Source organism: Streptomyces sp. NPDC005435, assembly GCF_040703155.1.
Lineage (GTDB): Bacteria > Actinomycetota > Actinomycetes > Streptomycetales > Streptomycetaceae > Streptomyces.
In genome coordinates this window covers 47,626-72,335 of record NZ_JBEXEQ010000008.1, presented here as the reverse complement: position 1 = coordinate 72,335, position 24,710 = coordinate 47,626, and the positions used below count along the sequence as shown (strand labels likewise).

At 72.1% G+C, this 24,710-nt stretch carries 21 protein-coding genes; 8 read left to right on the top strand and 13 right to left on the bottom strand.

Annotated features, from left to right (window positions below; all coding sequences use genetic code 11):
* Window positions 1–24: 24 nt before the first annotated feature.
* Window positions 25–357: a GNAT family N-acetyltransferase gene (locus tag AB0898_RS12075; protein ID WP_366802776.1), complete on the top strand. Its 333-nt coding sequence runs from the start codon at window positions 25–27 to the stop codon at window positions 355–357.
* Window positions 358–440: 83 nt separating this feature from the next.
* Here AB0898_RS12075 and AB0898_RS12070 read toward each other — a convergent pair whose 3' ends face one another.
* Window positions 441–2,540, bottom strand: a complete 2,100-nt coding sequence (locus tag AB0898_RS12070; protein WP_366802775.1) for a hypothetical protein — start codon at window positions 2,538–2,540, stop codon at window positions 441–443.
* 483 nt (window positions 2,541–3,023) lie between these two features.
* Here AB0898_RS12070 and AB0898_RS12065 point away from each other — a divergent pair, with 483 nt between their 5' ends.
* The 3 genes from AB0898_RS12065 to AB0898_RS12055 all read left to right on the top strand — a co-directional run bounded on the left by AB0898_RS12065 (window position 3,024) and on the right by AB0898_RS12055 (window position 6,055).
* Window positions 3,024–3,911 carry a methylenetetrahydrofolate reductase gene (locus AB0898_RS12065; RefSeq protein WP_366802774.1) on the top strand — a complete coding sequence of 296 codons (888 nt, stop codon included), beginning with the start codon at window positions 3,024–3,026 and terminating at the stop codon, window positions 3,909–3,911.
* A 100-nt stretch (window positions 3,912–4,011) separates the two neighbouring features.
* Window positions 4,012–5,535 carry an AlkA N-terminal domain-containing protein gene (locus AB0898_RS12060; protein WP_407078334.1) on the top strand — a complete coding sequence of 508 codons (1,524 nt, stop codon included), beginning with the start codon at window positions 4,012–4,014 and terminating at the stop codon, window positions 5,533–5,535.
* Window positions 5,536–5,545: 10 nt separating this feature from the next.
* A complete protein-coding gene (locus tag AB0898_RS12055) occupies window positions 5,546–6,055 on the top strand; it encodes a methylated-DNA--[protein]-cysteine S-methyltransferase (protein WP_366802772.1) in 510 nt (169 codons plus the stop codon).
* An 11-nt stretch (window positions 6,056–6,066) separates the two neighbouring features.
* On the opposite strand, the gene AB0898_RS12050 is transcribed toward AB0898_RS12055, so the two are convergent.
* Both AB0898_RS12050 and AB0898_RS12045 read right to left on the bottom strand, forming a co-directional pair.
* Window positions 6,067–6,804 (bottom strand): Sir2 family NAD-dependent protein deacetylase, encoded by a 738-nt coding sequence (locus tag AB0898_RS12050; RefSeq protein ID WP_366802771.1) that lies wholly within the window; start codon window positions 6,802–6,804, stop codon window positions 6,067–6,069.
* 69 nt (window positions 6,805–6,873) lie between these two features.
* Window positions 6,874–7,368, bottom strand: coding sequence for an NUDIX hydrolase (locus AB0898_RS12045; RefSeq protein ID WP_366802770.1), 495 nt, complete (start codon window positions 7,366–7,368; stop codon window positions 6,874–6,876).
* Between the two features lie 150 nt (window positions 7,369–7,518).
* Between AB0898_RS12045 and AB0898_RS12040 the strand changes: the two genes are divergently transcribed.
* Both AB0898_RS12040 and AB0898_RS12035 read left to right on the top strand, forming a co-directional pair.
* Complete coding sequence (locus AB0898_RS12040) at window positions 7,519–7,650, top strand: hypothetical protein (RefSeq protein WP_366802769.1); 132 nt, start codon at window positions 7,519–7,521, stop codon at window positions 7,648–7,650.
* A 108-nt stretch (window positions 7,651–7,758) separates the two neighbouring features.
* Complete coding sequence (locus tag AB0898_RS12035; protein ID WP_366802768.1) at window positions 7,759–8,907, top strand: glycerate kinase; 1,149 nt, start codon at window positions 7,759–7,761, stop codon at window positions 8,905–8,907.
* 350 nt (window positions 8,908–9,257) lie between these two features.
* Here the strand turns inward: AB0898_RS12035 and pssA are convergent, their stop codons facing one another.
* From pssA to AB0898_RS11990, 9 genes are all read right to left on the bottom strand, one after another.
* Window positions 9,258–10,076, bottom strand: coding sequence for a CDP-diacylglycerol--serine O-phosphatidyltransferase (gene pssA / locus AB0898_RS12030; RefSeq protein ID WP_161178913.1), 819 nt, complete (start codon window positions 10,074–10,076; stop codon window positions 9,258–9,260).
* 22 nt (window positions 10,077–10,098) lie between these two features.
* Entirely contained in the window at window positions 10,099–10,755 is a 657-nt protein-coding gene (locus AB0898_RS12025) for a phosphatidylserine decarboxylase (protein WP_018546998.1), read from the bottom strand.
* A gap of 168 nt (window positions 10,756–10,923) precedes the next feature.
* A complete protein-coding gene (locus tag AB0898_RS12020) occupies window positions 10,924–12,129 on the bottom strand; it encodes an acyl-CoA dehydrogenase family protein (RefSeq protein WP_366802767.1) in 1,206 nt (401 codons plus the stop codon).
* A gap of 3 nt (window positions 12,130–12,132) precedes the next feature.
* Window positions 12,133–12,645, bottom strand: coding sequence for a MaoC family dehydratase (locus tag AB0898_RS12015; RefSeq protein WP_366802766.1), 513 nt, complete (start codon window positions 12,643–12,645; stop codon window positions 12,133–12,135).
* A 1-nt stretch (window position 12,646) separates the two neighbouring features.
* Complete coding sequence (locus tag AB0898_RS12010; RefSeq protein WP_366802765.1) at window positions 12,647–13,606, bottom strand: CoA ester lyase; 960 nt, start codon at window positions 13,604–13,606, stop codon at window positions 12,647–12,649.
* Window positions 13,603–15,630 (bottom strand): protein meaA, encoded by a 2,028-nt coding sequence (locus AB0898_RS12005; RefSeq protein ID WP_366802764.1) that lies wholly within the window; start codon window positions 15,628–15,630, stop codon window positions 13,603–13,605. The genes AB0898_RS12010 and AB0898_RS12005 overlap by 4 nt, the downstream gene beginning before the upstream one ends.
* Before the next feature lie 20 nt (window positions 15,631–15,650).
* Entirely contained in the window at window positions 15,651–16,988 is a 1,338-nt protein-coding gene (ccrA, locus tag AB0898_RS12000; protein ID WP_366802953.1) for a crotonyl-CoA carboxylase/reductase, read from the bottom strand.
* 465 nt (window positions 16,989–17,453) lie between these two features.
* The gene (locus AB0898_RS11995; RefSeq protein ID WP_366802763.1) at window positions 17,454–18,281 is read right to left on the bottom strand and encodes a TetR family transcriptional regulator; all 828 of its coding nucleotides are present in this window, start codon (window positions 18,279–18,281) and stop codon (window positions 17,454–17,456) included.
* Between the two features lie 271 nt (window positions 18,282–18,552).
* Window positions 18,553–20,358, bottom strand: coding sequence for a 3-hydroxybutyryl-CoA dehydrogenase (locus AB0898_RS11990; RefSeq protein ID WP_366802762.1), 1,806 nt, complete (start codon window positions 20,356–20,358; stop codon window positions 18,553–18,555).
* A gap of 414 nt (window positions 20,359–20,772) precedes the next feature.
* On the opposite strand from AB0898_RS11990, the gene AB0898_RS11985 reads away from it, so the two are divergent.
* The gene (locus AB0898_RS11985; RefSeq protein WP_366802761.1) at window positions 20,773–21,357 is read left to right on the top strand and encodes an adenylosuccinate lyase; all 585 of its coding nucleotides are present in this window, start codon (window positions 20,773–20,775) and stop codon (window positions 21,355–21,357) included.
* A 16-nt stretch (window positions 21,358–21,373) separates the two neighbouring features.
* On the opposite strand, the gene AB0898_RS11980 is transcribed toward AB0898_RS11985, so the two are convergent.
* Window positions 21,374–22,942: an alpha/beta hydrolase gene (locus tag AB0898_RS11980; protein ID WP_366802760.1), complete on the bottom strand. Its 1,569-nt coding sequence runs from the start codon at window positions 22,940–22,942 to the stop codon at window positions 21,374–21,376.
* Window positions 22,943–23,725: 783 nt separating this feature from the next.
* Here AB0898_RS11980 and sbnA point away from each other — a divergent pair.
* Window positions 23,726–24,673 carry a 2,3-diaminopropionate biosynthesis protein SbnA gene (sbnA, locus tag AB0898_RS11975; protein ID WP_366802759.1) on the top strand — a complete coding sequence of 316 codons (948 nt, stop codon included), beginning with the start codon at window positions 23,726–23,728 and terminating at the stop codon, window positions 24,671–24,673.
* Window positions 24,674–24,710: the final 37 nt, after the last annotated feature.

Genomic DNA, 24,710 nt, shown 5'->3' with positions numbered 1-24,710 from the left:
GCCCCGAAGCCCGAAAGGCACCCCATGACCCGCCCCGCCCCGACCGTCGAGCACAACACGGCCAAGCACCGTTACGAGATCCACGTGGACGGTGAGCGCGCCGGACTGACCGCCTACCTCGACCACGGTGACCAGCGCGTCTTCCATCACACCGAGGTGGACGACGCCCACGCCGGACAGGGCCTCGCCGCCCGCCTCGTCCAGGAGGCGCTGACCGACGTGCGCGCCTCGGGGAAGCGGATCGTGCCCGTCTGCCCGTACGTGGCGAAGTTCCTGGAACGGCACGAGGAGTTCGCCGACATCACCGACCCCGTCACGCCGGACATCCTGGAGTGGCTGGACAGCCGCCTGGGCTGAGACGCGGGACAGGGAAAAGGCCGCCGTACGGGACCGGATCAGTGGTCCCATGCGGCGGCCTTCGCATACCCGCGGCCACGCGACTACGCGGTGACCGCGTCCTCCGCGCTCCCCGAGGCGCCCGCCTCGCGAGCCGCCCCACGCGCTGCCGCCGCATCGTCGCCCGCCCCGCGCGGAGTCGGGATCGCCGGGGCGGCGAGCCGGGCGGCCATCCGCTCACGGCGCTCGTCCGCCTTGGCGCACAACGCCTCGGCGGCGGCGCGGAACCGCTCCAGGGACGGTGGCTCGGACGGGCCGAGCAGATACTCCTTCAGCTCGGCGCGCCGCCCGGCGAAGCGGTCCTTCTCCGGATGGCGGACCGACTCCAGGAGACCGGGGACACCCTTCCCGGACGGCGCCAGCACGGTGGCCGCCGTCACCGTCGGGAACGCGCCCCGGAAGGCCTCCTCGGCCATGCCCGAGGTGTTGGCGACGGCGTACGGCTTCTCGCTGGTCAGCCAGTCGGAGACCACGCTGGAGACATCGCTGATCAGCAGGTCCGCCGCGTTGAAGCAGGCGAAGATCGAGGGCCGCGCGTCGGTGACGACCAGGTGCTCCCACTCGGGGAACGACGCCCAGTACGCGGCCTCCCAGGCGGCCGTGGCCCGCGCGATCGCGGTCTCGCGGTCGCCCTCGGGGGTGCCCTGGAGCAGCATCCGCTCCAGCTCGTCGGCGCCCGGCCGGAAGGAGACCGAGGTGAGCGCGTCCAACTCGGCGGTGAGGCGGGCCAGTTCGGCGGCGGCCGCAGGGCCGGGGCCCGCGCCCGACCGCCGGGTGTTGGCCTCGCGGATCATCGCCTTGATCCGCTCGTCGGCGGCCCCCGCGCGCGGATCGACGGAGCCGGTCATCGGATGCGGCTTGTAGACCAGGCGCACACCGGGGTCGGCCAGCAGCTCGCGCACGATGTTCTCGCCCGCGAGCACCACGGAGGTGTTGCCGGGGTTGCCGTCCCAGCCCTCCCAGGTGGGGGCGTAGAGCACGTTCGTGTACGCGCCGGCGGGCGGGCCGGCGTACGGCCGGATCGGCGCCAGCTGCGGCCGGCCCACCTCGACCACGTCCTTGTCCTCGACACCGACCTCCGCGAGCGCGTACCGCTCGCGCGCCGCCGGACCGGCCACCCACACCTCGTCGTACGCCTTGGCGTACGGGTTGCAGGAGGACAGCTTGTCGCTCTCGCCGTGGTTGGTGAACGCGTGCTTGATGGTCGGGATGCGCAGCACCTGCGAGGTCTTACCGGAGTTCGCCGGGTGCAGCATCATCTTCAGCGTCGAGTTCTCCAGCGCGAACATCGTGGAGACCTTGGGGAAGCAGATGACCGGCACGTCGGTGGCGTCGATCTTCTGCACCATGAACCGCTCGCGCAGCACGATCAGCGGGCGGTCGAGCCGGGCGAGCGTGGAGAGCCACATGTTCGCCTGGTAGGCGGACGAGAGGCCGCCGGAGAAGTACATGGCGACGGTCGGCCGGTAGCCGGCGAGCCACTCGCCCACCCACTCCAGCACCTCCGCGTCGCTCCTGGGCCGCTTCCCGCCGGTCAGCCAGCGGGCCAGATACAGGGTGCCCGTGGCCATCAGCGCCACGGAGACGGTGAGGCCGAGCGCGCCCCAGCGCGCCTGCGCGGTGACGGCGGTGACCAGCAGGCCGAGGGTGCCCGGGGCGGCGTAGACCAGCAGCCGGTGCGCCGGGCGGCGCAGCAGGATGCGCGGCGGCGCGGCGCTCAGGTTCAGCGCGGAGGCGTCGATGTTGCGCGTGACGACCGGCAGCGAGCGGGCGCGGCGCACCATGACGGCGATCGCCTGGCACAGGAAGTGCAGACAGTAGTAGGCGCCCAGGGCGAGGAGCAGGGCGGCGTGCTCGCGCCGGGGCTCGACGCCGTCGATCCGCAGCAGCGCCGTCAGGGTCAGCATGTCGCGCAGCAGCTGCCGCACGGTCACGTCCAGGCGGATCTTGTTCAGCTGCGCCAGCGCCGCGGGCCGCCGGTACTGGAGATACGTCTCGAACGCGAGGCCCGCCGCGGTCGCGGCGACGAAGAGCGGGACGGCCGGCAGCAGCGCGCCGACGAGCTGGGCCGCGAGGAGCGCGAACACCACGAACGCCGCGTACAGCTGCGCGATGCGACGGGGGACGAGTCCGGCGGAGGGCACGGGCTGGGCTCCTGCGGGTGGTGCGACGGGCGTGATGCCGCGTGGACGGTCTGAGGCCGGGGCTGTCGTGGGTGAGGTCGCCCATCGCCGTGCGTGGGTATGCCCCCCGCCGGGGGTGTCACCTGTCGGCGCAGGCCCCGCGACCCCTCCTGCGCGCACAACGAATCCGTCATGCCTGACGTAACGAACGACCGCGCCACGGGAAACGACATCCGCAGTATTTGCGGATTTGCAGTGAATTCCGCTGCTGTGTGCCGTGGGGTGGGCGAATTCCCCGCCCTTTCCCGCTTTACGCGCCGTGCGGTGCCCGTGGCATTATCGGCCGAGGCCGGACCGCCGGACCGCCGGACCGCCGGACCGCCGGACCGCCGGACCGCCGAGCCGCCGAGCCGTCGGACCGCCGACCCGCCGACCCGTCGAGCCGGCCGAGCCGCCGACCCGTAGAGCCGCCGCACAGTCCCGCGTACGCGCGCAAGGAGCACGATGAACCCCGTCCCCTCCGCCCCGGCCGCCCCCGCGACGGAAACCGGGGGCGCGGGTGCCGCACTGCTGGACGGCTTCTCCCTGGAGATGACCGGCAAGGACGTGCCCCGCCTGGAAGAGGCCGCCCCCGGCATCCCCCCGGGCACCCGGATCAACGTGACCTACCTCGCGGGCGAGGACCTCGGCACCCGGCTGGCCGCCGCCCGCGCGGTCAGGCGGCTCGGCTTCGTCCCCGTACCGCACATATCCGCCCGCAGGCTGCCCTCCCGGGCGCACCTGGAGGAGTTCCTCGCCGGGCTGGCCGCCGACGGCACCGGCGAGCACGTCTTCGTGGTCGGCGGCGACCCCGCCCGCCCCGAGGGCCCGTACGAGGACGCGCTCTCCGTCATCCGCACCGGACTGCTCCAGCGTCACGGCGTACGGCACATCGGCGTCGCCGGCTACCCGGAGGGCCACCCCGGTCTCACCGGCCCGGTGCTGTGGTCCGCGCTCACCGGCAAGGCGGCCGCGCTCGGCGCCGAGGGGTTCGGCGGCGAGGTGATCACCCAGTTCGGCTTCGCCGTGGACCCGGTGCTGACCTGGCTGGAGGAGGTCCGGGCGCGCGGGGTGCGGCTGCCCGTGCGCGTCGGCGTTCCCGGCCCGGCCGGAGTGCGCCGGCTGCTCGGCTACGCCTCCCGCTTCGGCGTCGCCACCAGCGCCTCCGTCGCCCGCAAGTACGGCTTCTCGCTCACCAACCTCATGGGCACGGCGGGCCCGGACCGGTTCCTGCGCGAACTGGCGCTGCGGTACGACCCGTCGCGGCACGGCGTGGTGAAGGTGCACTTCTATACGTTCGGCGGGCTGCGGACGACCTCGGAGTGGGTCGGCGCGTATCGCACGTCCGTCTGACCTGGGCCGGAGGCGGTCCCTGGTCACCCCCAGGTACATGTCGGATTCTCGCCAGCGCGCCGCCCTCCCGGTGACCATTCTTGGAGGCATGCGGACAGCGATGAACGGGACGACAACAGGGGCGGGGACGGGGGCGGACCCGGCGGCCTCGGCGGCACACCTGGACCGGGAGCACCGTGTGCACGCCGTGCAGTCGAAGGACGCCCGGTTCGACGGGTGGTTCTTCACGGCGGTGCTCACCACCCGCATCTACTGCCGGCCGAGCTGCCCGGTGGTCCCGCCCAAGCCGGAGAACATGACCTTCTACCCGAGCGCGGCAGCCTGCCAGCGCGCGGGCTTCCGGGCCTGCAAGCGCTGCCGCCCGGACGCCAGCCCCGGCTCCCCGGAGTGGAACCAGCGCGCCGACCTGGTGGCCCGCGCCATGCGGCTCATCGCCGACGGCGTCGTGGACCGCGAGGGCGTGCCCGGACTGGCCTCCCGGCTCGGTTACTCGGCCCGGCAGATCGAGCGCCAGCTCCTCGCCGAGCTGGGCGCCGGACCGCTCGCCCTGGCCCGCGCCCAGCGCGCGCAGACCGCCCGGCTGCTGATCGAGACGACCGCCATGCCCATGGCGGAGATCGCCTTCGCGGCCGGCTTCGCCTCCCTGCGCACCTTCAACGACACCGTCCGCGAGGTGTACGCCCTCACCCCGACCGAGCTGCGCGCCCGCGTCCCCGCCGCCGGTCCGGCCGCCACGCCGGGCACGATCTCGCTGCGGCTGCCGTACCGGGCCCCGCTGGAGCCCGGCAACCTCTTCGGACATCTGGCCGCCACCGCCGTACCCGGCGTGGAGGAGTGGCGGGACGGCGCGTACCGGCGCACGCTCTCGCTGCCGTACGGGCACGGGATCGTGGCGCTCGCCCCGGCGGCCGGGCACATCGCCTGCCGGCTCACGCTCGGCGACCCGCGCGACCTCACCGTGGCGATCAGCCGCTGCCGCGCCCTGCTCGACCTGGACGCCGACCCGGCCGCCGTCGACGAGCGGCTGCGCGCCGACCCCTCGCTCGCCCCGCTGGTGGACCGCGCGCCGGGGCGGCGGGTGCCGCGCACGGTGGACGAGGCCGAGTTCGCCGTACGGGCGGTGCTCGGGCAGCAGGTGTCCACGGCCGCCGCCCGCACCCACGCGGCCCGTCTCGTCACCGCGCACGGCGAGCCGCTGGACGACCCGGAGGGCGGCCTGACCCATCTGTTCCCGAGCCCCGAGGCGCTGGCCGCCGTGGACCCGGAGACGCTGGCGATGCCCCGCACCCGGCGCACGACCCTCATGACCCTGGTCGAGCGGCTCGCGGACGGCACGCTGCGGCTCGGCGCCGAGTCCGACCGGGCCGAGACCCGCGCCCGTCTGCTCGACCTGCCCGGCTTCGGGCCCTGGACCGCCGACGTCATCGCCATGCGCGCCCTCGGCGACCCGGACGCCTTCCCCGTCACCGACCTGGGGGTACGACGCGCCGCCGAGCGCCTCGGCCTCCCCGCCACCCCGGCCGCGCTCACCGGCCGCGCCGAGGCCTGGCGGCCCTGGCGGGCGTACGCCGTGCAGTACCTGTGGGCGACCGACAGCCACCCGATCAACGTCCTTCCGGACTGAGGAAGTCGCCATGAGTGCCAGCAAGCACCACACCGTCACCGACAGCCCCTACGGGCCCCTCACGCTCGTCGCGGACGCCGACGACACGCTGTGCGGCCTGTACATGGTGGGCCAGCGGCACCGGCCCGCCGAGGAGACCTTCGGCCCGCGCGACGACACGCTGCGCGCCTTCGCCGAGGCCGGGGAGGAGCTGTCGGCCTACTTCGCGGGCGAGCTGACCCGCTTCACGCTCCGGCTGAACCTGGCCGGCACCGCGTTCCAGCAGCGGGTCTGGGAGCAACTCACCCTCATCCCCTACGGGGAGACCCGCAGCTACGGCCAGCTCGCCGCCGCCCTCGGCAATCCCACCGCCTCCCGCGCCGTCGGCCTCGCCAACGGCCGCAACCCCGTCGGCATCATCGTCCCCTGCCACCGCGTCATCGGCTCCACCGGCAGCCTCACCGGCTACGGCGGCGGCCTCGCCCGCAAGCAGCGGCTGCTGGACTTCGAGAAGTCCGAAAAGGGAGAGAGCCTCTTCTGACCGACCCCGGCTCAGCCGCCGTACTGCCCGGCCAGCGCACTCAGCAGGCCGGGCAGCGCGGTGCCGATCGGCTCACGGACAACCTCATCGGCGAGGTCGTCGTACGGGGTCGGCTCGGCGTTGACGATGGTCAGCCGGGCGCCGTGGTCGGCGGCCACCCCGGCGAGACCGGCGGCGGGCTGGACCTGGAGCGTGCTGCCGACGGCGATGAACACCGTGCACACCTTGCTGATCGACAGGGCCTCGCCCAGGACGACGGGGTCGAGGCTCTGCCCGAACATCACCGTCGCGGACTTCAGGATGCCGCCGCACGCCAGGCACGGCGGATCGTCCTCACCGGCCTCCACCCGGGCGAGGGCGTCCTCCATCGGCCCCCGCGCATGACACTTGGTGCACACGAACTCGTGTGCGGTGCCGTGCAGTTCGAGCACCTTGCGGTCGGGCATCCCCGCACGCTGATGCAGCCCGTCCACGTTCTGTGTGAGCACCCGCACCGGGATGCCGGAGCGCTCCAGCTCGGCCACCGCCCGGTGCGCGGCGTTCGGCTCCGCCGTCAGCGTGCGGTTCTTGCGCCGCAGCTGCCACGAGCGGCGGCGGATCTCCGGGTCCGTCATGTAGTACTCGTACGTCACGAGCTTCTCGGCCTCGGGATCCCGCCGCCACAGCCCGTTGGGCCCCCGGTAGTCGGGGATGCCGGAGTCGGTGGAGATGCCTGCGCCACTGAGGACGGCTACGAGGGGCTTGGCCATGGGACCGAGGGTAGGGCGGGCGGGGTGAGGCGGCCAACGAGATATCCGTGGCCCGGTCGGCCGGCGGTGTCAGACCACCCGGTGCCCGTTCTCCAGTTCCGCCGGGCCCGTGCCCTCCGCCAGGATGTCCAGGGCGGTCTGGATGCGGTCGGAGAGGGGGGAGGGGAGGTAGTCGGGGAGGTCGGGGCGGGGGACCAGGCGCCAGGAGAGGAGTTCCTCCTCCTGGAGGCGGATCGACTTCAGCTCGGCCTCGCTGAGTACGCCGCCGTCGTAGAGGTAGGCCACCAGCGGCGGGCGGTCCGGTCCCGGTACCCAGTCCACGGTGAGCAGCCGGCCCGGCTCGCGGTCGAGCCCGATCTCCTCCAGCGTCTCGCGCCGGGCGCCCTGCCGGGGCGTCTCCCCGTGGTCCGACTCGATCGTGCCGCCGGGCAGCCCCCACCCCGGCCGGTAGTTCGGCTCGACGAGCAGCACCCGTCCCTCGGCGTCCCGGAAGAGACACGCGGCGGCGGCGAGGACGCGGGGGAGACCGGCGATGTACGTGGCGAAGTCGTTCGGCGTGGTCATCCTGGCAGCGTAGCCAGAGGCGGGGCGGCGGGCACAGGGGGGCGCTGGCGCACTCCCGGCGTGCGCGGGAGCGCTCCGGCGCCGGGTGCGAGATCTCCACGCGCCGGGGACTTTCCCTCGCGAGCCGGGAGGGACAAGCTGTGAGCCGCCATGCCGACTGACAGCAGGGGGAAGTCCACGGGGTGGGCGAAGGTGCTGGCCGCCGTCGTCCTTCTCGTCCTGCTGCCCTTGGCCGGCTGGTTCCTCGTCTCCTTCCAGGGGGCGCGCGCCTTCCCCTGGTGAGGCACTGACGACCCGCACCCGCCCACCCTGTCGCGCGCCATGGAGCGCGCTAGGGTCGCAGCGGTGCCCGTCCCGAGCGTGCGCGGGCCTCGACGGGGAGGGGACCGCGTGGTGAACCGGACGGAGCGCGGACGGCCCAGGGTGCTGGTCGCCGCCGACAAGTTCAAGGGGTCGCTGACGGCCGCCGAGGTCGCCGCGCGGGTCGCGGCCGGGCTGCGGCGGGCCGTACCGGACGTGGTGGTCGAGGCGCTGCCCGTGGCCGACGGCGGGGACGGCACCGTGGACGCGGCGCTCGCCGCCGGGTTCGAGCGGCGCGAGGCGCGGGTCGCCGGGCCGACCGGGCGGCCGGTGACGGCCGCCTTCGCCACACGCGGTGACACCGCCGTCGTCGAGATGGCCGAGGCCAGTGGGCTGCGGCGGCTGCCGGAGGGCGTACGGGCGCCGCTCACCGCCTCCACGTACGGCTCGGGGGAGCTGCTGCGGGCCGCGCTGGACGCGGGCGCGCGGACCGTCGTGTTCGGCGTCGGCGGCAGCGCCACGACCGACGGCGGGTCCGGGATGCTGACGGCGCTCGGTGCGCGGTTCCTGGACGGCGACGGGAAGCCGGTGGCCCCCGGCGGCGGCGCGCTGGCCGATCTCGCCCGTGCAGACCTCTCCGGGCTCGACCCCCGCCTGGCCTCCGTGGACCTGGTGCTCGCCGGTGATGTCGACAACCCGCTGACCGGGCCCCAGGGCGCCGCCGCCGTGTACGGCCCGCAGAAGGGCGCCTCCCCGGAGGATGTGGCCCTTCTCGACGCCGCCCTCGCCCACTACGTCACCGTCCTGGCCACCACCGGCCCCCGCGCGGCCGACCTCGCGGCCTTCCCCGGCGCCGGCGCCGCCGGTGGCCTCGGCTACGCCGCCCTCCTCCTCGGCGCCCGCTTCCGGCCCGGCATCGAGGTCGTCCTGGACACGCTCGGCTTCGCCGCCGCCCTGGACCGCGCCGACCTGGTGATCACCGGCGAAGGCTCCCTGGACGAGCAGACCCTGCACGGCAAGGCCCCGGCCGGAGTCGCCGCGGCGGCCCGCGCGGCCGGCAAGCCGGTCGTCGCCGTCTGCGGCCGCCTGACCCTGTCGCCCGACGCCCTACGGAACGCCGGCATCACCCACGCCTACCCCCTGACCTCCCTCGAACCGGACGAGACCGTCTGCCGGGCCCAGGCGGGCCCCCTCCTGGAACGCCTGGCAGCCCGCCTGGCCGAGGCCCACCTGCTCTGAGCCGACTGCCGGCTCTGCCGCTCGACCCACGCTGGCTGCGGCCATGCCGGGCCGTCCGCCTGGCGTAAGCCTCCGCCGCCTGCCCGACCGGCTCACCCCCCCGAGGCCGACGGCCTCCGGAGGCCCGCCCCAGCAGCGCCCTCCCGCCCGCCTGGCCCACTCCAGATCCCACCTACCGGCACCCGGAGCCCGCGCCCGCTCCCAGCAGCGAGCCACCCTGCAGGGGCCAGCCCACCGAAACCCACCCGCCCCGACCAGCCATCCCAGCCCCGACCCCCACCGCAGAAACACCAAGGGCCCCGACCAATCAAAGGTCGGGGCCCTCGGGGAGTACTGCTGAACCGGCGGAGCTACGGCAGCTGGGCCGCGCGGGCCTCCCGGCGGTTGTCGCGGAAGTTGTTCACCCGGCGGGCCGTGGCGAACAGGGGGATCACCGCGCCCATCACCAGCTGGAGCGCGCAGCCCGTCTGGAGGAGGAGCTGTCCGCCCGGGGCGTCGAAGGCCCAGGCGGCGAGGAGGCCCATGGAGAGGACGATCCAGCCGAGCACGGCGCCGGCGAGGCGGCCGCGCGGCTTCGGGTACTCGACCCGGCTCACCATCAGCCAGGCGGTGCCCACGATGGCCAGGAGCGTCGCCACGAAGGGCAGCTCCAGGAGCACGATCGAGACGACGGTCAGCGCGCCGAAGGGTGACGGCATCCCCTGGAACATGCCGTCCTTCATCGTCACGCAGCTGAAGCGCGCCAGTCTCAGCACCACCGCCAGCAGCACCACGATCGCGCCGAGCGCGGCCACCCGCTGGTGAGCGTCGTCCGCGACCATGCCGTAGACCAGGACGAAGTACGCCGGGGCCAGACCGAAGCTGATGAGGTCGGAGAGGTTGTCCAGCTCCGCGCCCATCGGCGAGGAGCGCAGCTTGCGCGCCACCAGGCCGTCGAAGAGGTCGAAGACCGCCGCGCAGAGCATCAGGATGACCGCCGTGGCCGCGCTGTGGCGGGCCATGCCGGATTCCTGGCTGCCGGTGAGGTGCGGGATGAGGATGCCCGTGGTGGTGAAGTACACCGCCATGAACCCGCAGGTCGCGTTGCCGAGCGTCAGCGTGTCCGCTATCGACAGGCGCAGAGAGAGAGGCATCTCCTCTTCGTCGTCGGCCGCGTCGGCCTCGGGCACCCAGCCCGCTTGTGTCTCCGGATCAATCACGGTCAATGCGAGTCACCCCAGCCACGGTCTTCTGCCCGACCTCGACCGCGACCTCCACGCCCTCGGGCAGGTAGAGGTCGACACGCGAGCCGAAGCGGATCAGACCGATGCGCTCGCCCTGCTCGACCTTCGTCCCCTCGGGGAGGTACGGCACGATACGGCGGGCCACCGCGCCGGCGATCTGGATCATCTCGATGTCGCCGAGTTCGGTGTCGAAATGCCAGACTACGCGCTCGTTGTTCTCGCTCTCCTTGTTGAAAGCCGGAACAAAGCCGCCGGGGATGTGCTCGACCGACGTCACGGTGCCCGCGAGAGGCGCCCGGTTGACGTGGACGTTGAGCGGGCTCATGAAGATCGCGACGCGGGTGCGGCCGTCCTTCCACGGCATGATGCTCTGCACCACACCGTCGGCGGGGGAGATGACCCGGCCCGTGGCGATCTCGCGCTCGGGGTCGCGGAAGAACCACAGCATCCCCGCCGCGAGCGCGGTGGCGGGAACGGCGACGGCCTTGGCGACGCCCGAGCGGCGGGCGCGGGCCAGGCTGAGGGCTGCGGTGGCGACGGTCGGGAGAAGCCACGGCGATGCTCCGCGCGCGAGGCGTACGCCGGCCCGGCTGTCGCGAGGTGCAGAGGTTTGGCTGTGGGGCATGGATGACCTTCGTAGCGGATGATGCCGCGCTTGACGGGGGACGGCGGCTTTCCGGGATCGTACCGGGAGCGGGCCGCAACTGGGCAAGCCAGGAAGCCGAGTCGAGGGCTGAAGACCGTCGACGGGGTGTGATCTTCCCTACGAAGAAAACACCCCGTCCCGGGACAATCAGCCCTGGAACCGGTACTCTTCGAGCAGTCTGCGACCGATGATCATTTTCTGGATCTCGGCGGTGCCTTCGCCGATGAGCAGCATGGGCGCTTCGCGGTACAGGCGCTCGATCTCGTACTCCTTGGAGAAGCCGTAGCCGCCGTGGATGCGGAAGGCGTCCTCCACCACTTCCTTGCAGTACTCCGAGGCGAGGTACTTCGCCATCCCGGCCTCCAGGTCGTTTCGCTCCCCGGAGTCCTTTTTGCGTGCGGCGTTCACCATCATCGCATGGGCGGCCTCGACCTTGGTGGCCATTTCGGCCAGCTTGAACTGGATGGCCTGGTGCTGGGCGATCGGCTTGCCGAAGGTGTGGCGCTGCTGCGCGTACCGGACGCCCAGCTCGAAGGCGCGCTGCGCGACACCGCAGCCACGCGCCGCCACATTGACGCGTCCCACCTCCACGCCGTCCATCATTTGGTAAAAACCTCGGCCCGTGACGCCGCCGAGCACACGGTCGGCCGGAATCCGCAGGCCGTCCATGATCAGCTCGGTGGTGTCGACGCCCTTGTACCCCATCTTGTCGATCTTTCCGGGGATCGTGAGGCCCGGGCGGACCTCGCCGAAGCCGGGCTCCTTCTCCACCAGGAAGGTCGTCATCGACTTGTGGGGCGCGGTGCCCTCGGGGTGGCCTTCGTCACTGCGGACCAGAACGGCCACCAGAGAGGACGTGCCGCCGTTCGTCAGCCACATCTTCTGGCCGTTCAGGACGTACTCCTCGCCGTCCTTCACCGCCTTCGACGTGATGGCCGACACATCCGAGCCGAGCGCCGGCTCCGACATCGAGAAAGCGCCCCGGATGTCGCCGAGGGCCATCTTCGGCAGGTAATAAGACTTCTGTTCCTCCGTGCCGTGCTGCTTGAGCATGTACGCCACGATGAAGTGCGTGTTGATGATCCCGGAGACCGACATCCAGCCCCGGGCGATCTCCTCCACGCACAGCGCGTAGGTGAGGAGGGACTCGCCCAGGCCGCCGTACTCCTCGGGGATCATCAGGCCGAACAGGCCGAGTTCCTTCAGGCCGTCGACGATCGCTTGCGGGTACTCGTCGCGGTGCTCCAGCTCGGTCGCTACCGGGATGATCTCCTTGTCCACGAAGTCGCGGACCGTGGAGAGGATCTCCCGCTGGATGTCCGTCAGACCTGCGGTCTGGGCGAGTCGGGCCATGGCCTACTTCTCCTGCTGCTCGAGTTCCGGGCGGCCCGGCTGTTCGCCGCCGCGCTCCTTGATGTACGTCTCGGTCGGCACCATGACCTTGCGGCGGAAGACGCACACCAGGGTGCCGTCCTGCTTGTAGCCCTTGGTCTCCACGTGCACGATCCCGCGGTCGTTCTTCGACTTCGACGGCCACTTGTCCAGCACGGTCGTCTCGCCGTAGATCGTGTCGCCATGGAAGGTCGGCGCCACGTGCCGCAGCGACTCGATCTCCAGGTTGGCGATCGCCTTGCCCGACACGTCCGGCACGGACATGCCCAGCAGCAGGGAGTAGATGTAGTTGCCGACCACCACGTTCTTGCCGAAGTCGGTCGTGTTCTCGGCGTAGTTGGCGTCCATGTGGAGCGGGTGGTGGTTCATCGTGAGGAGGCAGAAGAGGTGGTCGTCGTACTCGGTGACCGTCTTGCCGGGCCAGTGCTTGTAGACGGCCCCGACCTCGAACTCCTCGTAGGTGCGCCCGAACTGCATCTCACGCCTCCGGAATCTCGAACTTGCCGGTCCGCCGCATTCCGGCCGCGCGGCCCTTGCCCGCGATGACCAGGGCCATCTTGCGGCTGGCCTCGTCGATCATCTCGTCGCCGAGCATCGCCGAGCCCTTCTTGCCGCCGGCCTCGGAGGTGCAGTACTCGTACGCGTCGAGGATCAGCTCGGCGTGGTCGTAGTCCTCCTGCGAGGGCGAGAAGATCTCGTTGGACGCCTCGACCTGGCCCGGGTGCAGCACCCACTTGCCGTCGAAGCCGAGCGCGGCGGCGCGCCGGGCAACCTCGCGGTAGCCGTCGACGTTGCGGATCTGGAGGTAGGGGCCGTCGATCGCCTGGAGGTCGTTGGCGCGGGCGGCCATCAGGATCTTCATGAGGATGAAGTGGTAGGCGTCCGCCGGGTAGCCGGGCGGCTGCTCGCCCACGACCAGCGACTTCATATTGATGGAGGCCATGAAGTCGGCCGGGCCGAAGATGATCGTCTCCAGGCGCGGGGACGCCTCGGCGATCGCGTTGACGTTGTTCAGGCCCTGCGCGTTCTCGATCTGCGCCTCGATGCCGATCCGGCCGACCTCGAAGCCCATCGTCTTCTCGATCTGGGTGAGCAGCAGGTCGAGCGCGACCACCTGCTCGGCGTTCTGCACCTTGGGCAGCATGATGCAGTCGAGGTTCGGGCCCGCGCCCTCGACCACCGTCACGACGTCCCGGTACGTCCACTCGGTCGTCCAGTCGTTGACCCGCACGACGCGCGTCTTGCCCGTCCAGTCGCCCTCGTTGAGGAACTTGACGATGGTGTGCCGCGCGTCGGGCTTGGCGAGCGGCGCGCACGCGTCCTCCAGGTCCAGGAAGACCTGGTCGGCGGGCAGCCCCTGCGCCTTCTCCAGGAAGCGCGGGTTGCTCCCCGGCACCGCGAGACACGAGCGGCGCGGACGCAGACGGTTGACAGTCATGCGGGGACCTCCAGGGGGTCGAGCTTGTTCGCTGTGCGGATCTCGTCGACGATACGGCCGATGATTCCCGTGATGTCGAAGTCCTTCGGGGTGAACACGGCGGCCACACCGGCGGACTTCAGCTGTTCGGCGTCGGCGTTCGGGATGATGCCGCCCGCGATCACCGGGATGTCGTGCGCGCCGGCCTCGCGCAGCCGCTCCAGGACGTCCGGCACCAGCTGGGCGTGCGAGCCGGACAGGATGGACAGGCCGACCGCGTGCACGTCCTCCGCGAGAGCCGCGTCCACGATCTGCTCCGGGGTCAGCCGGATGCCCTGGTAGACCACCTCGAACCCGGCGTCACGGGCGCGCACGGCTATCTGCTCGGCGCCGTTGGAGTGCCCGTCCAGACCCGGCTTGCCGACCAGGAAGCGCAGCTTGCCCACGCCCAGGTCGCGCGCGGTGGCGTCCACCCGGGCCCGCACCCCGGCCATCGCGGAGCCCGCCTCGGCGGGCACGGCCACCGGCGCGGAGGACACCCCGGTGGGCGCCCGGTACTCCCCGAACACCTCGCGCAGCGCCCCCGCCCACTCGCCGGTGGTCACCCCGGCGCGGGCGCACTCCAGCGTGGCCTCCATCAGGTTCTCGGTGCCCTTGGCGGCCTCCTTCAGCCGCTCCAGCGCCTTGCAGGGGCGCGGGTGGTTGAAGGGCGGCTGATAGCGGGTGTCGCGCCAGTGCCGGAGCGCGGTGATCACCCGGTTCTCGACGGCGGGGTCGACCGTCTGTATCGCGGTGTCCAGGTCGGCGGTGAGCGGGTTCGGCTCGGTCGTCTCGAAGATGTTGACGCCGACGATCTTCTCGTCGCCGGACTCGATCCGCGCCCGCCGCTCGGCGTGCGAGGCGACCAGCTGTGCCTTGAGGTACCCGGACTCGACGGCGGCCATCGCGCCGCCCATCTCCTCGATCCGGGCCATCTCCGCGAAGGACTCGTCGACCAGCGCGGCCACCTTCGCCTCGATCACGTGCGAGCCCGCGAAGATGTCCTCGTACTCCAGCAGGTCGCTCTCGTGCGCCAGGACCTGCTGGATGCGCAGCGACCACTGCTGGTCCCAGGGCCGGGGCAGGCCGAGGGCCTCGTTCCACGCCGGGAGCTGTACGGCACGCGCGCGGGCGTCCTTCGACAGCGTCACCGCGAGCATCTCCAGGACGATCCGCTGGACGTTGTTCTCAGGCTGCGCCTCGGTCAGGCCGAGCGAGTTGACCTGGACGCCGTAGCGGAAGCGGCGCTGCTTGGGGTTCTCGATGCCGTACCGCTCGCGGGTGACCTGGTCCCAGATGCGGCCGAAGGCGCGCATCTTGCACATCTCCTCGACGAAGCGGACGCCCGCGTTCACGAAGAAGGAGATCCGGGCCACCACGTCGCCCATGCGCTCCTGGGGCACCTGGCCGGAGTCGCGCACGGCGTCCAGGACCGCGATGGCGGTGGACATGGCGTACGCGATCTCCTGGACCGGCGTGGCGCCGGCCTCCTGGAGGTGGTAGCTGCAGATGTTGATCGGGTTCCACTTGGGCAGGTGGGACACCGTGTACGCGATCATGTCCGTCGTCAGCCGGAGCGAGGGGCCCGGCGGGAAGACGTGCGTCCCGCGCGAGAGGTACTCCTTGACGATGTCGTTCTGGGTCGTGCCCTGGAGCCGGGTCACGTCCGCGCCCTGCTCCTCGGCGACGACCTGGTAGAGCGCCAGCAGCCACATGGCGGTGGCGTTGATCGTCATCGAGGTGTTCATCTGCTCCAGCGGGATGTCCTGGAACAGCCTGCGCATGTCACCCAGATGCGAGACGGGCACGCCGACCCGGCCGACCTCGCCGCGGGCGAGGATGTGGTCGGCGTCGTAGCCGGTCTGGGTGGGCAGGTCGAAGGCGACCGACAGACCGGTCTGGCCCTTGGCGAGGTTGCGCCGGTACAGCTCGTTCGACGCCTCAGCCGTGGAGTGGCCGGCGTACGTGCGCATGAGCCACGGCCGGTCCTTCTGACGCTGTGTCATGGGTGTGGCCTCCGTTGCCGTCAGACGTTTCGGAAGCGGTTGATGGCGTCGATGTGCTGCGCGCGCTTCTCGGTGTCGCGCACGCCGAGGCCCTCCTCGGGCGCCATGCAGAGCACGCCGACCTTGCCCTGGTGGAGGTTGCGGTGCACGTCGTACGCGGCCTGCCCGGTGTCCTCCAGGGAGTACACCTTCGACAGGGTGGGGTGGATCTTGCCCTTGGCGATCAGGCGGTTGGCCTCCCATGCCTCGCGGTAGTTGGCGAAGTGGGAGCCGATGATGCGCTTGAGCGACATCCACAGGTAGCGGTTGTCGTACTCGTGCATGTAGCCCGAGGTGGAGGCGCAGGTGGTGATGGTGCCGCCCTTGCGCGTGACGAAGACGGACGCGCCGAAGGTCTCGCGGCCGGGGTGCTCGAAGACGATGTCGATGTCCTCGCCGCCGGTCAGCTCGCGGATGCGCTTGCCGAAGCGCTTCCACTCCTTGGGGTCCTGGGTCTGCTCGTCCTTCCAGAACCGGTAGTCCTCGGCGCTGCGGTCGATGATCGCCTCGGCGCCCATCGAGCGGCAGATGCCGGCCTTCTGGTCGCTGGAGACGACACAGATCGGGTTGGCGCCGCCGGCGAGCGCGAACTGGGTGGCGTACGAGCCGAGTCCGCCGCTCGCGCCCCAGATCAGCACGTTGTCGCCCTGCTTCATGCCGGCGCCGTTGCGGGAGACCAGCTGGCGGTAGGCGGTGGAGTTGACCAGGCCGGGGGCGGCGGCCTCCTCCCAGCTGAGGTGGTCCGGCTTCGGCATCAGCTGGTTGGACTTGACGAGCGCGATCTCCGCCAGGCCGCCGAAGTTGGTCTCGAAGCCCCAGATGCGCTGCTCGGGGTCGAGCATCGTGTCGTTGTGGCCGTCGGAGGACTCCAGCTCGACGGAGAGACAGTGCGCGACGACCTCGTCACCGGGCTTCCAGGCGTTGACGCCGGGGCCGGTGCGCAGGACGACGCCCGCGAGGTCGGAGCCGATGACGTGGTACGGCAGGTCGTGCCGCTTGGCCAGCTCGTTGGTGCGGCCGTAGCGCTCCAGGAACCCGAAGGTGGACAGCGGCTCGAAGATCGAGGTCCACACGGAGTTGTAGTTGACGGAGGAGGCCATCACGGCCACCAGCGCCTCGCCCGGGCCGAGTTCCGGCAGCGGGACGTCGTCGAGGTGGATCGACTTGCGAGGGTCCTTGTCGCGGGTCTGAAGACCCTCGAACATCTCCGTCTCGTCCTTGTGCACGGTGATCGCGCGGTACGAGTCGGGGAGCGGCAGGGCGGCGAAGTCGGCGGACGTGGCGTCCTGCGACTGGATCGCGTCCAGGATGTCCTTCACGGTCACGGTAGTGCCTCCGGCGGTGAGTGCCCTGAGGGCGGGCACTGGCGGTTCGTCGGTGGTGCGGGAGTGCTGCTGAGGGTGCGAGGGGTGGGCCGGGGTTCCGGCGGGGTGCTTCGGCAGCGCTGGGTGGCGCGGGAGGGTGCCTGTGACGCAGGCGTCCGGGCGCACAAGCCGAGTGGGGCTTGCGGGGACAGCCGGCGCACGAAGGGACTCTGCGCGCCGGCCGCCCGGACACTCTCAACGTATGACACCGCGTGACAGTCGGCAAGGCACTGAGTGCCAAAAACCGGACTCAAATGAAATCTTCACTTAACAAATGAGCGATGATCGATCGACCGGAGGTCCGGAAAACGGTGGAAACCACCCCGGGCGCGCAATCCGGGCATGCGGTCCGGGCATGCGGTCCGGGCACGAGAACGGCCACCCCGAGGGGTGGCCGTCGTCGTGCGGGTGAGGCGGGGCTCAGCGGGCCTTCAGCGCCTCCTCGATGGTCCGCATCACCTCGTCCAGCGGGGCGTCGGTGCGCGCGACCGTCACCAGGACCTCGCCCTGCGCCGAGACCGCGGCCGGCGCGATGGCCGTACCGGCGCCCGTCCCGGACGACGTGCCGCGCCCGGCGCCGATGCCCGTGCCGAACGTCTTGCGGACGATCGCGAAGGCGTGGTCGAGCTGGGCCTCCACGTCGCCCTGCCCTTCGGCCCGCAGCCAGCGCCGCAGCACATGGTTGTGGGCGGTGACCACGGCGGAGGCGGCGACCTCGGCGAGCAGCGGGTCGTCGTTGGCGTCGTCGGCGTGCGCGTGCTCGTCGAAGTGGCCGAGCAGATAGCGGGTGAACAGCCGCTCGTAGCGCGCCACGGAGGCGATCTCGGCCTCGCGCAGGGTGGGCACCTCGCGCGTCAGCCGGTAGCGGGCCACCGAGATCTCCGGCTGCGCCGCGTACATCTTCATGACTTCCTTGATGCCCCGGCACACCGTGTCGAGCGGATGCTCGTGCGCGGGCGCGGCGTTGAGGACCGCCTCGGCCCGCACCAGGGTGTCGTCGTGGTCCGGGAAGATCGCCTCCTCCTTGGAACGGAAGTGGCGGAAGAAGGTGCGACGGGCGACCCCGGCCGCGGCCGCGATCTCGTCGACGGTGGTCGCCTCGTACCCCTTCGTCGCGAAGAGCTCCATCGCGGCGGCCGCCAGCTCCCGGCGCATCTTGAGCCGCTGGGCGGCGGCGCGGCCGCCCGCGGCACTCTCCGGAGTGTCGGGCGTGGCGGGTGTACGTGAGGACCTGGCGGGCTGGGACATGCCCCGAACGTACTGCATGGAGCCACTTTCACGCTCGGGTGCGGGGGTTGGAGCGGAGCCCCGGGCGGGGGCCGGCGAGGAGGCCGGCGCCGTGTCCGGCGGGGAGTCGGGGGCCGGGGGCCGCCTGCTTCCGCGCGGGGCGCGGCCGCCCCGGCCCGGGGTGCGGCCGCCCCCGGCCGCCGGAGCGGGCCGCCCGGCGGCGGGGGAGAACCCGCCGGGATCGAGCAGCCCGCCCCACTCCGGCTCCGCGCGGCCGCGGCCCCGTCCTGCCTCAGCGGCGGGCATACTCGCGGAAACCGCGGCCGGTCTTGCGGCCCAGGCAGCCCGCCGCCACCAGGTGTTCGAGCAGCGGGGCCGGGGCGAGGCCCGGGTCGCGGAACTCGCGGTGCAGCACCTTCTCGATGGCCAGGGAGACGTCCAGGCCCACCACGTCGAGGAGTTCGAACGGGCCCATCGGATAGCCGCCGCCGAGCTTCATCGCCGCGTCGATGTCGTCGAGGGTGGCGTAGTGCTCCTCGACCATCTTCACCGCGTTGTTGAGGTACGGGAACAGCAGCGCGTTCACGATGAAACCGGCGCGGTCGCCGCAGTCCACCGGGTGCTTGCCGATCCGGGCGCAGACCTCGCGGACGGTGGCGTGGACGTCCTCGCCGGTCAGCACCGTGCGCACGACCTCGACCAGCTTCATCGCCGGGGCCGGGTTGAAGAAGTGCATCCCGATCACGTCCTGCGGCCGGGAGGTCGCGCGGGCACAGGCGACCACGGGCAGCGAGGAGGTGGTGGTGGCGAGGACGGCGCCCGGCTTGCAGACCTTGTCCAGCGCCTGGAAGAGCTGCCGCTTGACGTCCAGGTCCTCCGCGATCGCCTCGACGGCGAGGTCCACGTCCGCGAACGCCTCGTACGACCCCGCCGGGGCGATCCGGTCCAGGATGCCGGCGGCCGCCTCCTCGGTCAGCCGGCCCTTGGCCACCGAGCGCGAAAGTGACTTCCCTATACGGGACTTGGCCGCCTCCGCCTTCTCCTCGGTACGGGCCGCGAGGATCACGTCGTACCCCGCCTTGGCGAACACCTCGGCGATGCCGGAGGCCATCGTGCCCGACCCGGCGACACCCACGGAGCGCACGGTACGGCCCTGCGCGCCGGTGCCTCCGTCGGCCGGGGTGAGGGCGTCGGGGACGACCTCGGCGCTGCCCGGCGCCGCATAGGTGTAGAAGCCGCGCCCCGCCTTGCGGCCGGTCAGGCCCGCCTCGCTGAGCTGCTTCAGGATGGGCGCCGGCGCGTGCAGCCGGTCGCGGGACTCGGCGTACATGGCGTCCAGGACGGTGCGCGCGGTGTCCACGCCGATCAGGTCGAGCAGCGCGAGCGGGCCCATCGGCAGCCCGCAGCCGAGCCGCATCGCCGCGTCGATGTCCTCGCGGGAGGCGTAGCGGGCCTCGTACATCGCGGCGGCCTGGTTGAGGTAGCCGAACAGCAGGCCGTCCGCGACGAAACCGGGGCGGTCTCCCACCGCGACGGGCTCCTTGCCCAGCTCCACCGCGAGGTCGGTCACGGCGGCCACCGCCTGCGGCGCGGTCAGCACCGAGGAGACCACCTCGACCAGCTTCATGGCCGGGGCCGGGTTGAAGAAGTGCAGCCCGAGCACGCGCTCCGGACGGGCCGAACCGGCGGCCAGCCGGGTCACCGACAGGGCGTTGGTCCCGGTCGCCAGGATCGTCTCCGGGCGCACCACGGCGTCCAGTTCACGGAAGATCTGCTGCTTGATCTCGTACGACTCCGGCGCCACCTCGATCACGAGATCGGCGCCGGCGACCGACGCGAGGTCCGTCGAGGTGCGCACCCGGGCGAGGAGGCCGGCGCGCTCCTCCTCGGACAGCCGGCCGCGCGCCACGGCACGGGCGGTGGAGGCCTCCAGGGCGGAGACGCACCGGGCGGCCTGGGCCGCGCTGATGTCGACGCCGATCACCTCGCGGCCGGCCCGGGCGAGCACCTCGGCGATGCCGGTGCCCATCGTGCCGAGGCCGACCACGGCGACCGTACGCAGCGGGGAAGCGGAGGAGTGGGACAGGGGAGTGGCCATCACGGGACTCCAGAAAGGGTGACGACGAGGGAACGCGCCGGGTGCGCCGAGGGGCGCACGACGGAGCGGAGTCGATGCGGATGTTCCGGGGGTGCGGATGTTCCGGGGATGCGGGTGTTTCCGGGCTGCGAGCGCACACGCCCGGTGCCGTCCTCGCGGGTCACGCACAGACCCGCGCACGGCGGTGTGCCGACCGGCCCTGTCCCGGAGCCGGGTCGTACCGCAGGTGCCGAGGCACCTGAGACGTCGATCGCCCACGACGGCCGCGTCACCAGACCGCCCCGAGCGGAGCCGCGAGTGGGTAACTCGCTCGTCTGAGCTTAACCAGTGAGTAACGAGCGCGCCAGACCTGTGCGAGGACGTGACTTTGTGATGTACCTCCCCAAGGGCGTGTGACGTGCCTAATCTGAATCCGTGGACGAAGAGTTGCGACTGCTCACGGAGCGCTTACGGCAGGAGTCGCGCGGCGCGGCGGCCTGCGAACGCCTGCTGGACACCGAGGACCACGACGAGCTCGCGCGGGTCCTCACCGCGCCCGGACAGCCCTTGTGGGCGCGGGAGTTGGCCGCCTTCCGGCTCGGCAGTGCCGGGGACCGCCGGGCCTTCGAGTCCCTGGTCCTGCTCCTCAACCACCGCGATCCGCCCCGCTGTTCCGCCGCCGCGACCGCCCTGGCCCGCCTCGGCGACCCCCGCACCGCCCGCGCGGCCGCCGCCCTCGCCACCAACGAACTCCGCGTCGCCTACGCCCTGCACCCGGTACGGCTCCTGGTCACCCTGCGCGCCCCCGAGTCCGTCCCCGCCCTCATCACCACCCTGGAACGCCGCCTGCGCCCCCACGACCCCTACCGCCGCGTGGCCCTCGCCTGTGTGGAGGGCCTGGGTGAACTGGCCGACCCACGCGCCCGCCGGGTCCTGAACGAGGCTCTCGCACATCCGGCCCTGGCGGAGGCGGCGGTGGGGGCACTGGCGCGCATCCCCCGGCAGGCGGGGCGGAGTTGAGGTTCCCGGACCGCGATCAGTGGCGGAAGCCCAGCAGCCCGTGCAGGGTGGAGCCGCGGGCCACCGTCGCGGCGCGCTTCGCCGTGCGGGGCTCGGGCTCGGGGTCCGGGGACTTCTCGCACGTGGCGTCGACGAGGCCGCGGCCGCGGGGGACCGTGCCGTCGGTCAGGTAGGCCGCGAGGTACTTGTCCAGGCAGTCGTTGCCGCTGAGGGTGACGCCGTGGTTGCCGCCGCCCTCCTCGACCACCAGGCTGGAGTGGGCCAGCAGCCGGTGCGCCATGACGCCGCCGGCGTACGGGGTCGCCGCGTCGTTCGTGGCCTGGAAGAGCAGGGCGGGGGGCAGCTTGCCGTTGGCGACGTTCACCGGCTGCCGGGGCGTGGCCGGCCAGAAGGCGCAGGGCGCGTTGTACCAGGTGTTGTTCCAGGTCATGAAGGGCGCCTTCGTGTGCGTCCGCCAGGCGTCCCGCTCCCAGCGCGACCAGTTCCGGGGCCAGGCGGCGTCCCGGCACTGCACCGCCGTGTAGACGCTGTACCCGTTGTCGCCCGAGGGGTCCACCGCGGCCAGCTTCTCGTACGCCGACACCAGCGGGGCGGTCTTCTTGTCACGCGCGTAGGCGGAGAACGCCTCGGCCAGCGTGGGCCAGTAGCCGTCGTAGTACCCGCCCGGCATGAAGGTGTCCTCCAGCTCGGAGGCGCCCACCTTGCCCCCGGCGGGCTTCTTCGCGAGGGCGGCGCGCATCGCGTACCACTTCGCCTCGACCTTCGCCGGGTCGGTGCCGAGCCGGTACGCCGCGTCGTTCTTGGCGATCCATGCCATCAGGGCGCGGTGGCGGTCGTCGAAGGCGACGTCCTGGGCGAGGTTGTCCTCGTACCAGACGCCGGTCGGGTCCACGATCGAGTCGAGGACCAGACGGTGCACCCGCTGCGGGAAGAGCTTGGCGTAGACCGCGCCGAGGTAGGTGCCGTAGGAGTAGCCGAAGTAGCTGATCCGGGGCGCGCCGAGGGCCGCGCGGATCGCGTCCATGTCCCGCACGGCGTCCACCGTGTCGATGTACGGCAGCACGTCCGCGTGGGCGCGGGCGCAGGCGGTGGCGAAGGCACGGGCCCGCTCCAGGTTCCTGCGCTCCAGCTCGGGCGTGGCCGGCACGCTGTCGGGCCGCACCGGGTCGAAGTGGCCGGGCGCGCAGTTCAGCGCGGGGGTGCTCTTGCCGACGCCGCGCGGGTCGAAGCCGATCACGTCGTACCGCGCGGCGACCTTCTTCGGCAGCGAGGACGCGACGAACCCGGCGAGTGAGAGACCGCTGCCGCCGGGGCCGCCGGGGTTGACCAGCAGCGGGCCCTGGGAGGTCTTCGCGGTGTGCGGGACGCGCGAGAGGGCGAGCGTGACCTGCGGCCCGTCCGGGCGGGCCCGGTCGAGGGGGACCTTCAGGGTGCCGCACTGGAGGGTCGGGGACGCGCCGGTGCCGCAGTCCTTCCATGTGATGCCCGCCGTGTCCCGGCCGGGCGCGGCTACGGCGTGGGTGCTCGTCAGCGAGGTCGCCAGCACGGCGGTGGCCGCGCACAGCACGGCTGCGCGTGTTCTCAAGGAGTCCTCCCGGGTACGGCGTGCGGCGCGGACCGCGCGGGCCACGGTCCACGCCGCATCGTCCCGGACTCGGCCTCCGTGCGAACGCGTCTTCGCCGGACTTGACCCGATCGGGTCGCGTGATGCGCTCGAACGCGCCGCTCACACGAGGGCGAGCCGGGTCGGACGAGGAGGCCGGGCGGGCCTCCCGCGCGGGACCCGGCCGACCGCCGGTGCTTCACCGGCGGCACCCGGGCGCGGCGCGGGCCGATTTCCGGATGGGTTAATCCTGCCGTCACAGGCCCGTCACGAGTCGCGGGTTAGTGTTTCCTCAAGATCGCGAACTGCCCCTGCTCAGGCGGTTCGTGACATGTCGGCAACACATGTGCCGGCTACGGGGGAGGGGGAAAGGTGTGCACGTCACCTGTGCGGTCAACGCACCGTGTGAGTCAACGGAGATTCACCGTGCCCGGGGAAGCCGCGCCGCCGGCGCCCGAACCGTCCCCCTGTCCGGCCGACGGCTATCGGACCCGCCCTCACTCCGCCGGACCGAGTGAGCGGCCGGAGCGCGAGGCCCTTTCCACGTCCAGGCTCACCCTCTCCTGACCTCCGGCCGGACGGGGCGGGACACCTCCCCCCGGCGTACTCCGGATCACGTTCGCGTCATCGTCCACGACGGCCATGTCCGCGTTCTCGCCGCCCATGCCCGTTTCCGCCCCGGATCACCGCGGACGCGCCGTGCGGCACGGCCACCGCACCACTCGTACCACCTCCGTCACGCTCAACCGTTTCCGAAGGTGCTCGATGATCTTTCGTAACGCGTACGACTTAGTCCTCGACGACCTCTTCCTCGATCTGCGCGGTTTCCTCCCCGGCATCGACCTCATGCTCAAGATCGAGGGCCTCAACCCGGCGGGCTCCATCAAGCTGAAGGCGGCCGTCGGCCTGCTGGAGGATCTGGAGAGCCGCGGCGTGCTCCACCCCGGCGGCCGGCTCATCGAGTCGTCCTCCGGCAACCTCGGCATCGCGCTCAGCTCGGTCTGCGCGGCCCGCGGCTACCGGTTCACCTGTGTCGCGGACCCCAACACCGCGACGACGAGCATCCGGCTGATGCGGGCCTACGGCGCCGAGGTCGTCATCATCGACCGCCGGGACGCCAACGGCGGCTTCCTCCAGTCCCGGATCGACCACATCCACGACCGGCTGCGCGAGGACCCCGGCCTGGTGTGGCCCAACCAGTACGCCAACGCGGCCAATCCGCAGGCCCATTACCGGCGTACCGCCCCGGCCCTGCTCAAGGAGCGCGAGGTCGACGTCCTCTTCATCGGCGCGGGCACCACCGGCACCCTCATGGGGTGCGCCGAGTACGTCCGCGAGCACTCGCCCGGGACCCGCATCGTCGCGGTCGACGCGGTCGGCTCGGTCACCTTCGGCTCTCCCCCCGGGCGCAGGCACATCCCCGGCCTGGGCACGAGCCGGCGCCCGGAGATCTTCCGTGACGGGCTCGTCGACGAGGTCGTCATGGTGCCGGAGTCCGAGACGGTGCGCATGTGCCGCAGGCTCGCGACCGGCCGGGGGATTCTCGCCGGCGGATCCACCGGCTCGGTGCTCGCCGCGGTCGCGGCCAGGTCCCACACCATCGCCCAGGGCGCGTCGGTGGTCGCCATCAGCCCGGACCTCGGTGAGCGCTACCTCGACACGATCTACGACGACGACTGGGTCGCCGAGCACTTCGGCGCCGTCGACGACTGACCCGGACGCCCATTCCGTCCTTTCGCCCAGCCGTGCA

Bases quoted from the DNA above. Each gene is read 5' to 3' on its own strand.
- AB0898_RS12025 (WP_018546998.1), bottom strand. From the start codon at position 10,755: ATGCCCCACAGCCAAACCTCTGCACCTCGCGACAGCCGGGCCGGCGTA.
- AB0898_RS12010 (WP_366802765.1), bottom strand. From the start codon at position 13,606: ATGACTGTCAACCGTCTGCGTCCGCGCCGCTCGTGTCTCGCGGTGCCG.
- AB0898_RS11995 (WP_366802763.1), bottom strand. From the start codon at position 18,281: ATGTCCCAGCCCGCCAGGTCCTCACGTACACCCGCCACGCCCGACACT.
- AB0898_RS12040 (WP_366802769.1), top strand. From the start codon at position 7,519: ATGCCGACTGACAGCAGGGGGAAGTCCACGGGGTGGGCGAAGGTGCTG.
- AB0898_RS12005 (WP_366802764.1), bottom strand. From the start codon at position 15,630: ATGACACAGCGTCAGAAGGACCGGCCGTGGCTCATGCGCACGTACGCC.
- AB0898_RS12020 (WP_366802767.1), bottom strand. From the start codon at position 12,129: ATGGCCCGACTCGCCCAGACCGCAGGTCTGACGGACATCCAGCGGGAG.
- AB0898_RS12075 (WP_366802776.1), top strand. From the start codon at position 25: ATGACCCGCCCCGCCCCGACCGTCGAGCACAACACGGCCAAGCACCGT.
- AB0898_RS12015 (WP_366802766.1), bottom strand. From the start codon at position 12,645: ATGCAGTTCGGGCGCACCTACGAGGAGTTCGAGGTCGGGGCCGTCTAC.
- AB0898_RS12055 (WP_366802772.1), top strand. From the start codon at position 5,546: ATGAGTGCCAGCAAGCACCACACCGTCACCGACAGCCCCTACGGGCCC.
- sbnA (WP_366802759.1), top strand. From the start codon at position 23,726: ATGATCTTTCGTAACGCGTACGACTTAGTCCTCGACGACCTCTTCCTC.
- AB0898_RS11990 (WP_366802762.1), bottom strand. From the start codon at position 20,358: ATGGCCACTCCCCTGTCCCACTCCTCCGCTTCCCCGCTGCGTACGGTC.
- AB0898_RS12060 (WP_407078334.1), top strand. From the start codon at position 4,012: ATGAACGGGACGACAACAGGGGCGGGGACGGGGGCGGACCCGGCGGCC.
- AB0898_RS12050 (WP_366802771.1), bottom strand. From the start codon at position 6,804: ATGGCCAAGCCCCTCGTAGCCGTCCTCAGTGGCGCAGGCATCTCCACC.
- AB0898_RS12045 (WP_366802770.1), bottom strand. From the start codon at position 7,368: ATGACCACGCCGAACGACTTCGCCACGTACATCGCCGGTCTCCCCCGC.
- AB0898_RS12065 (WP_366802774.1), top strand. From the start codon at position 3,024: ATGAACCCCGTCCCCTCCGCCCCGGCCGCCCCCGCGACGGAAACCGGG.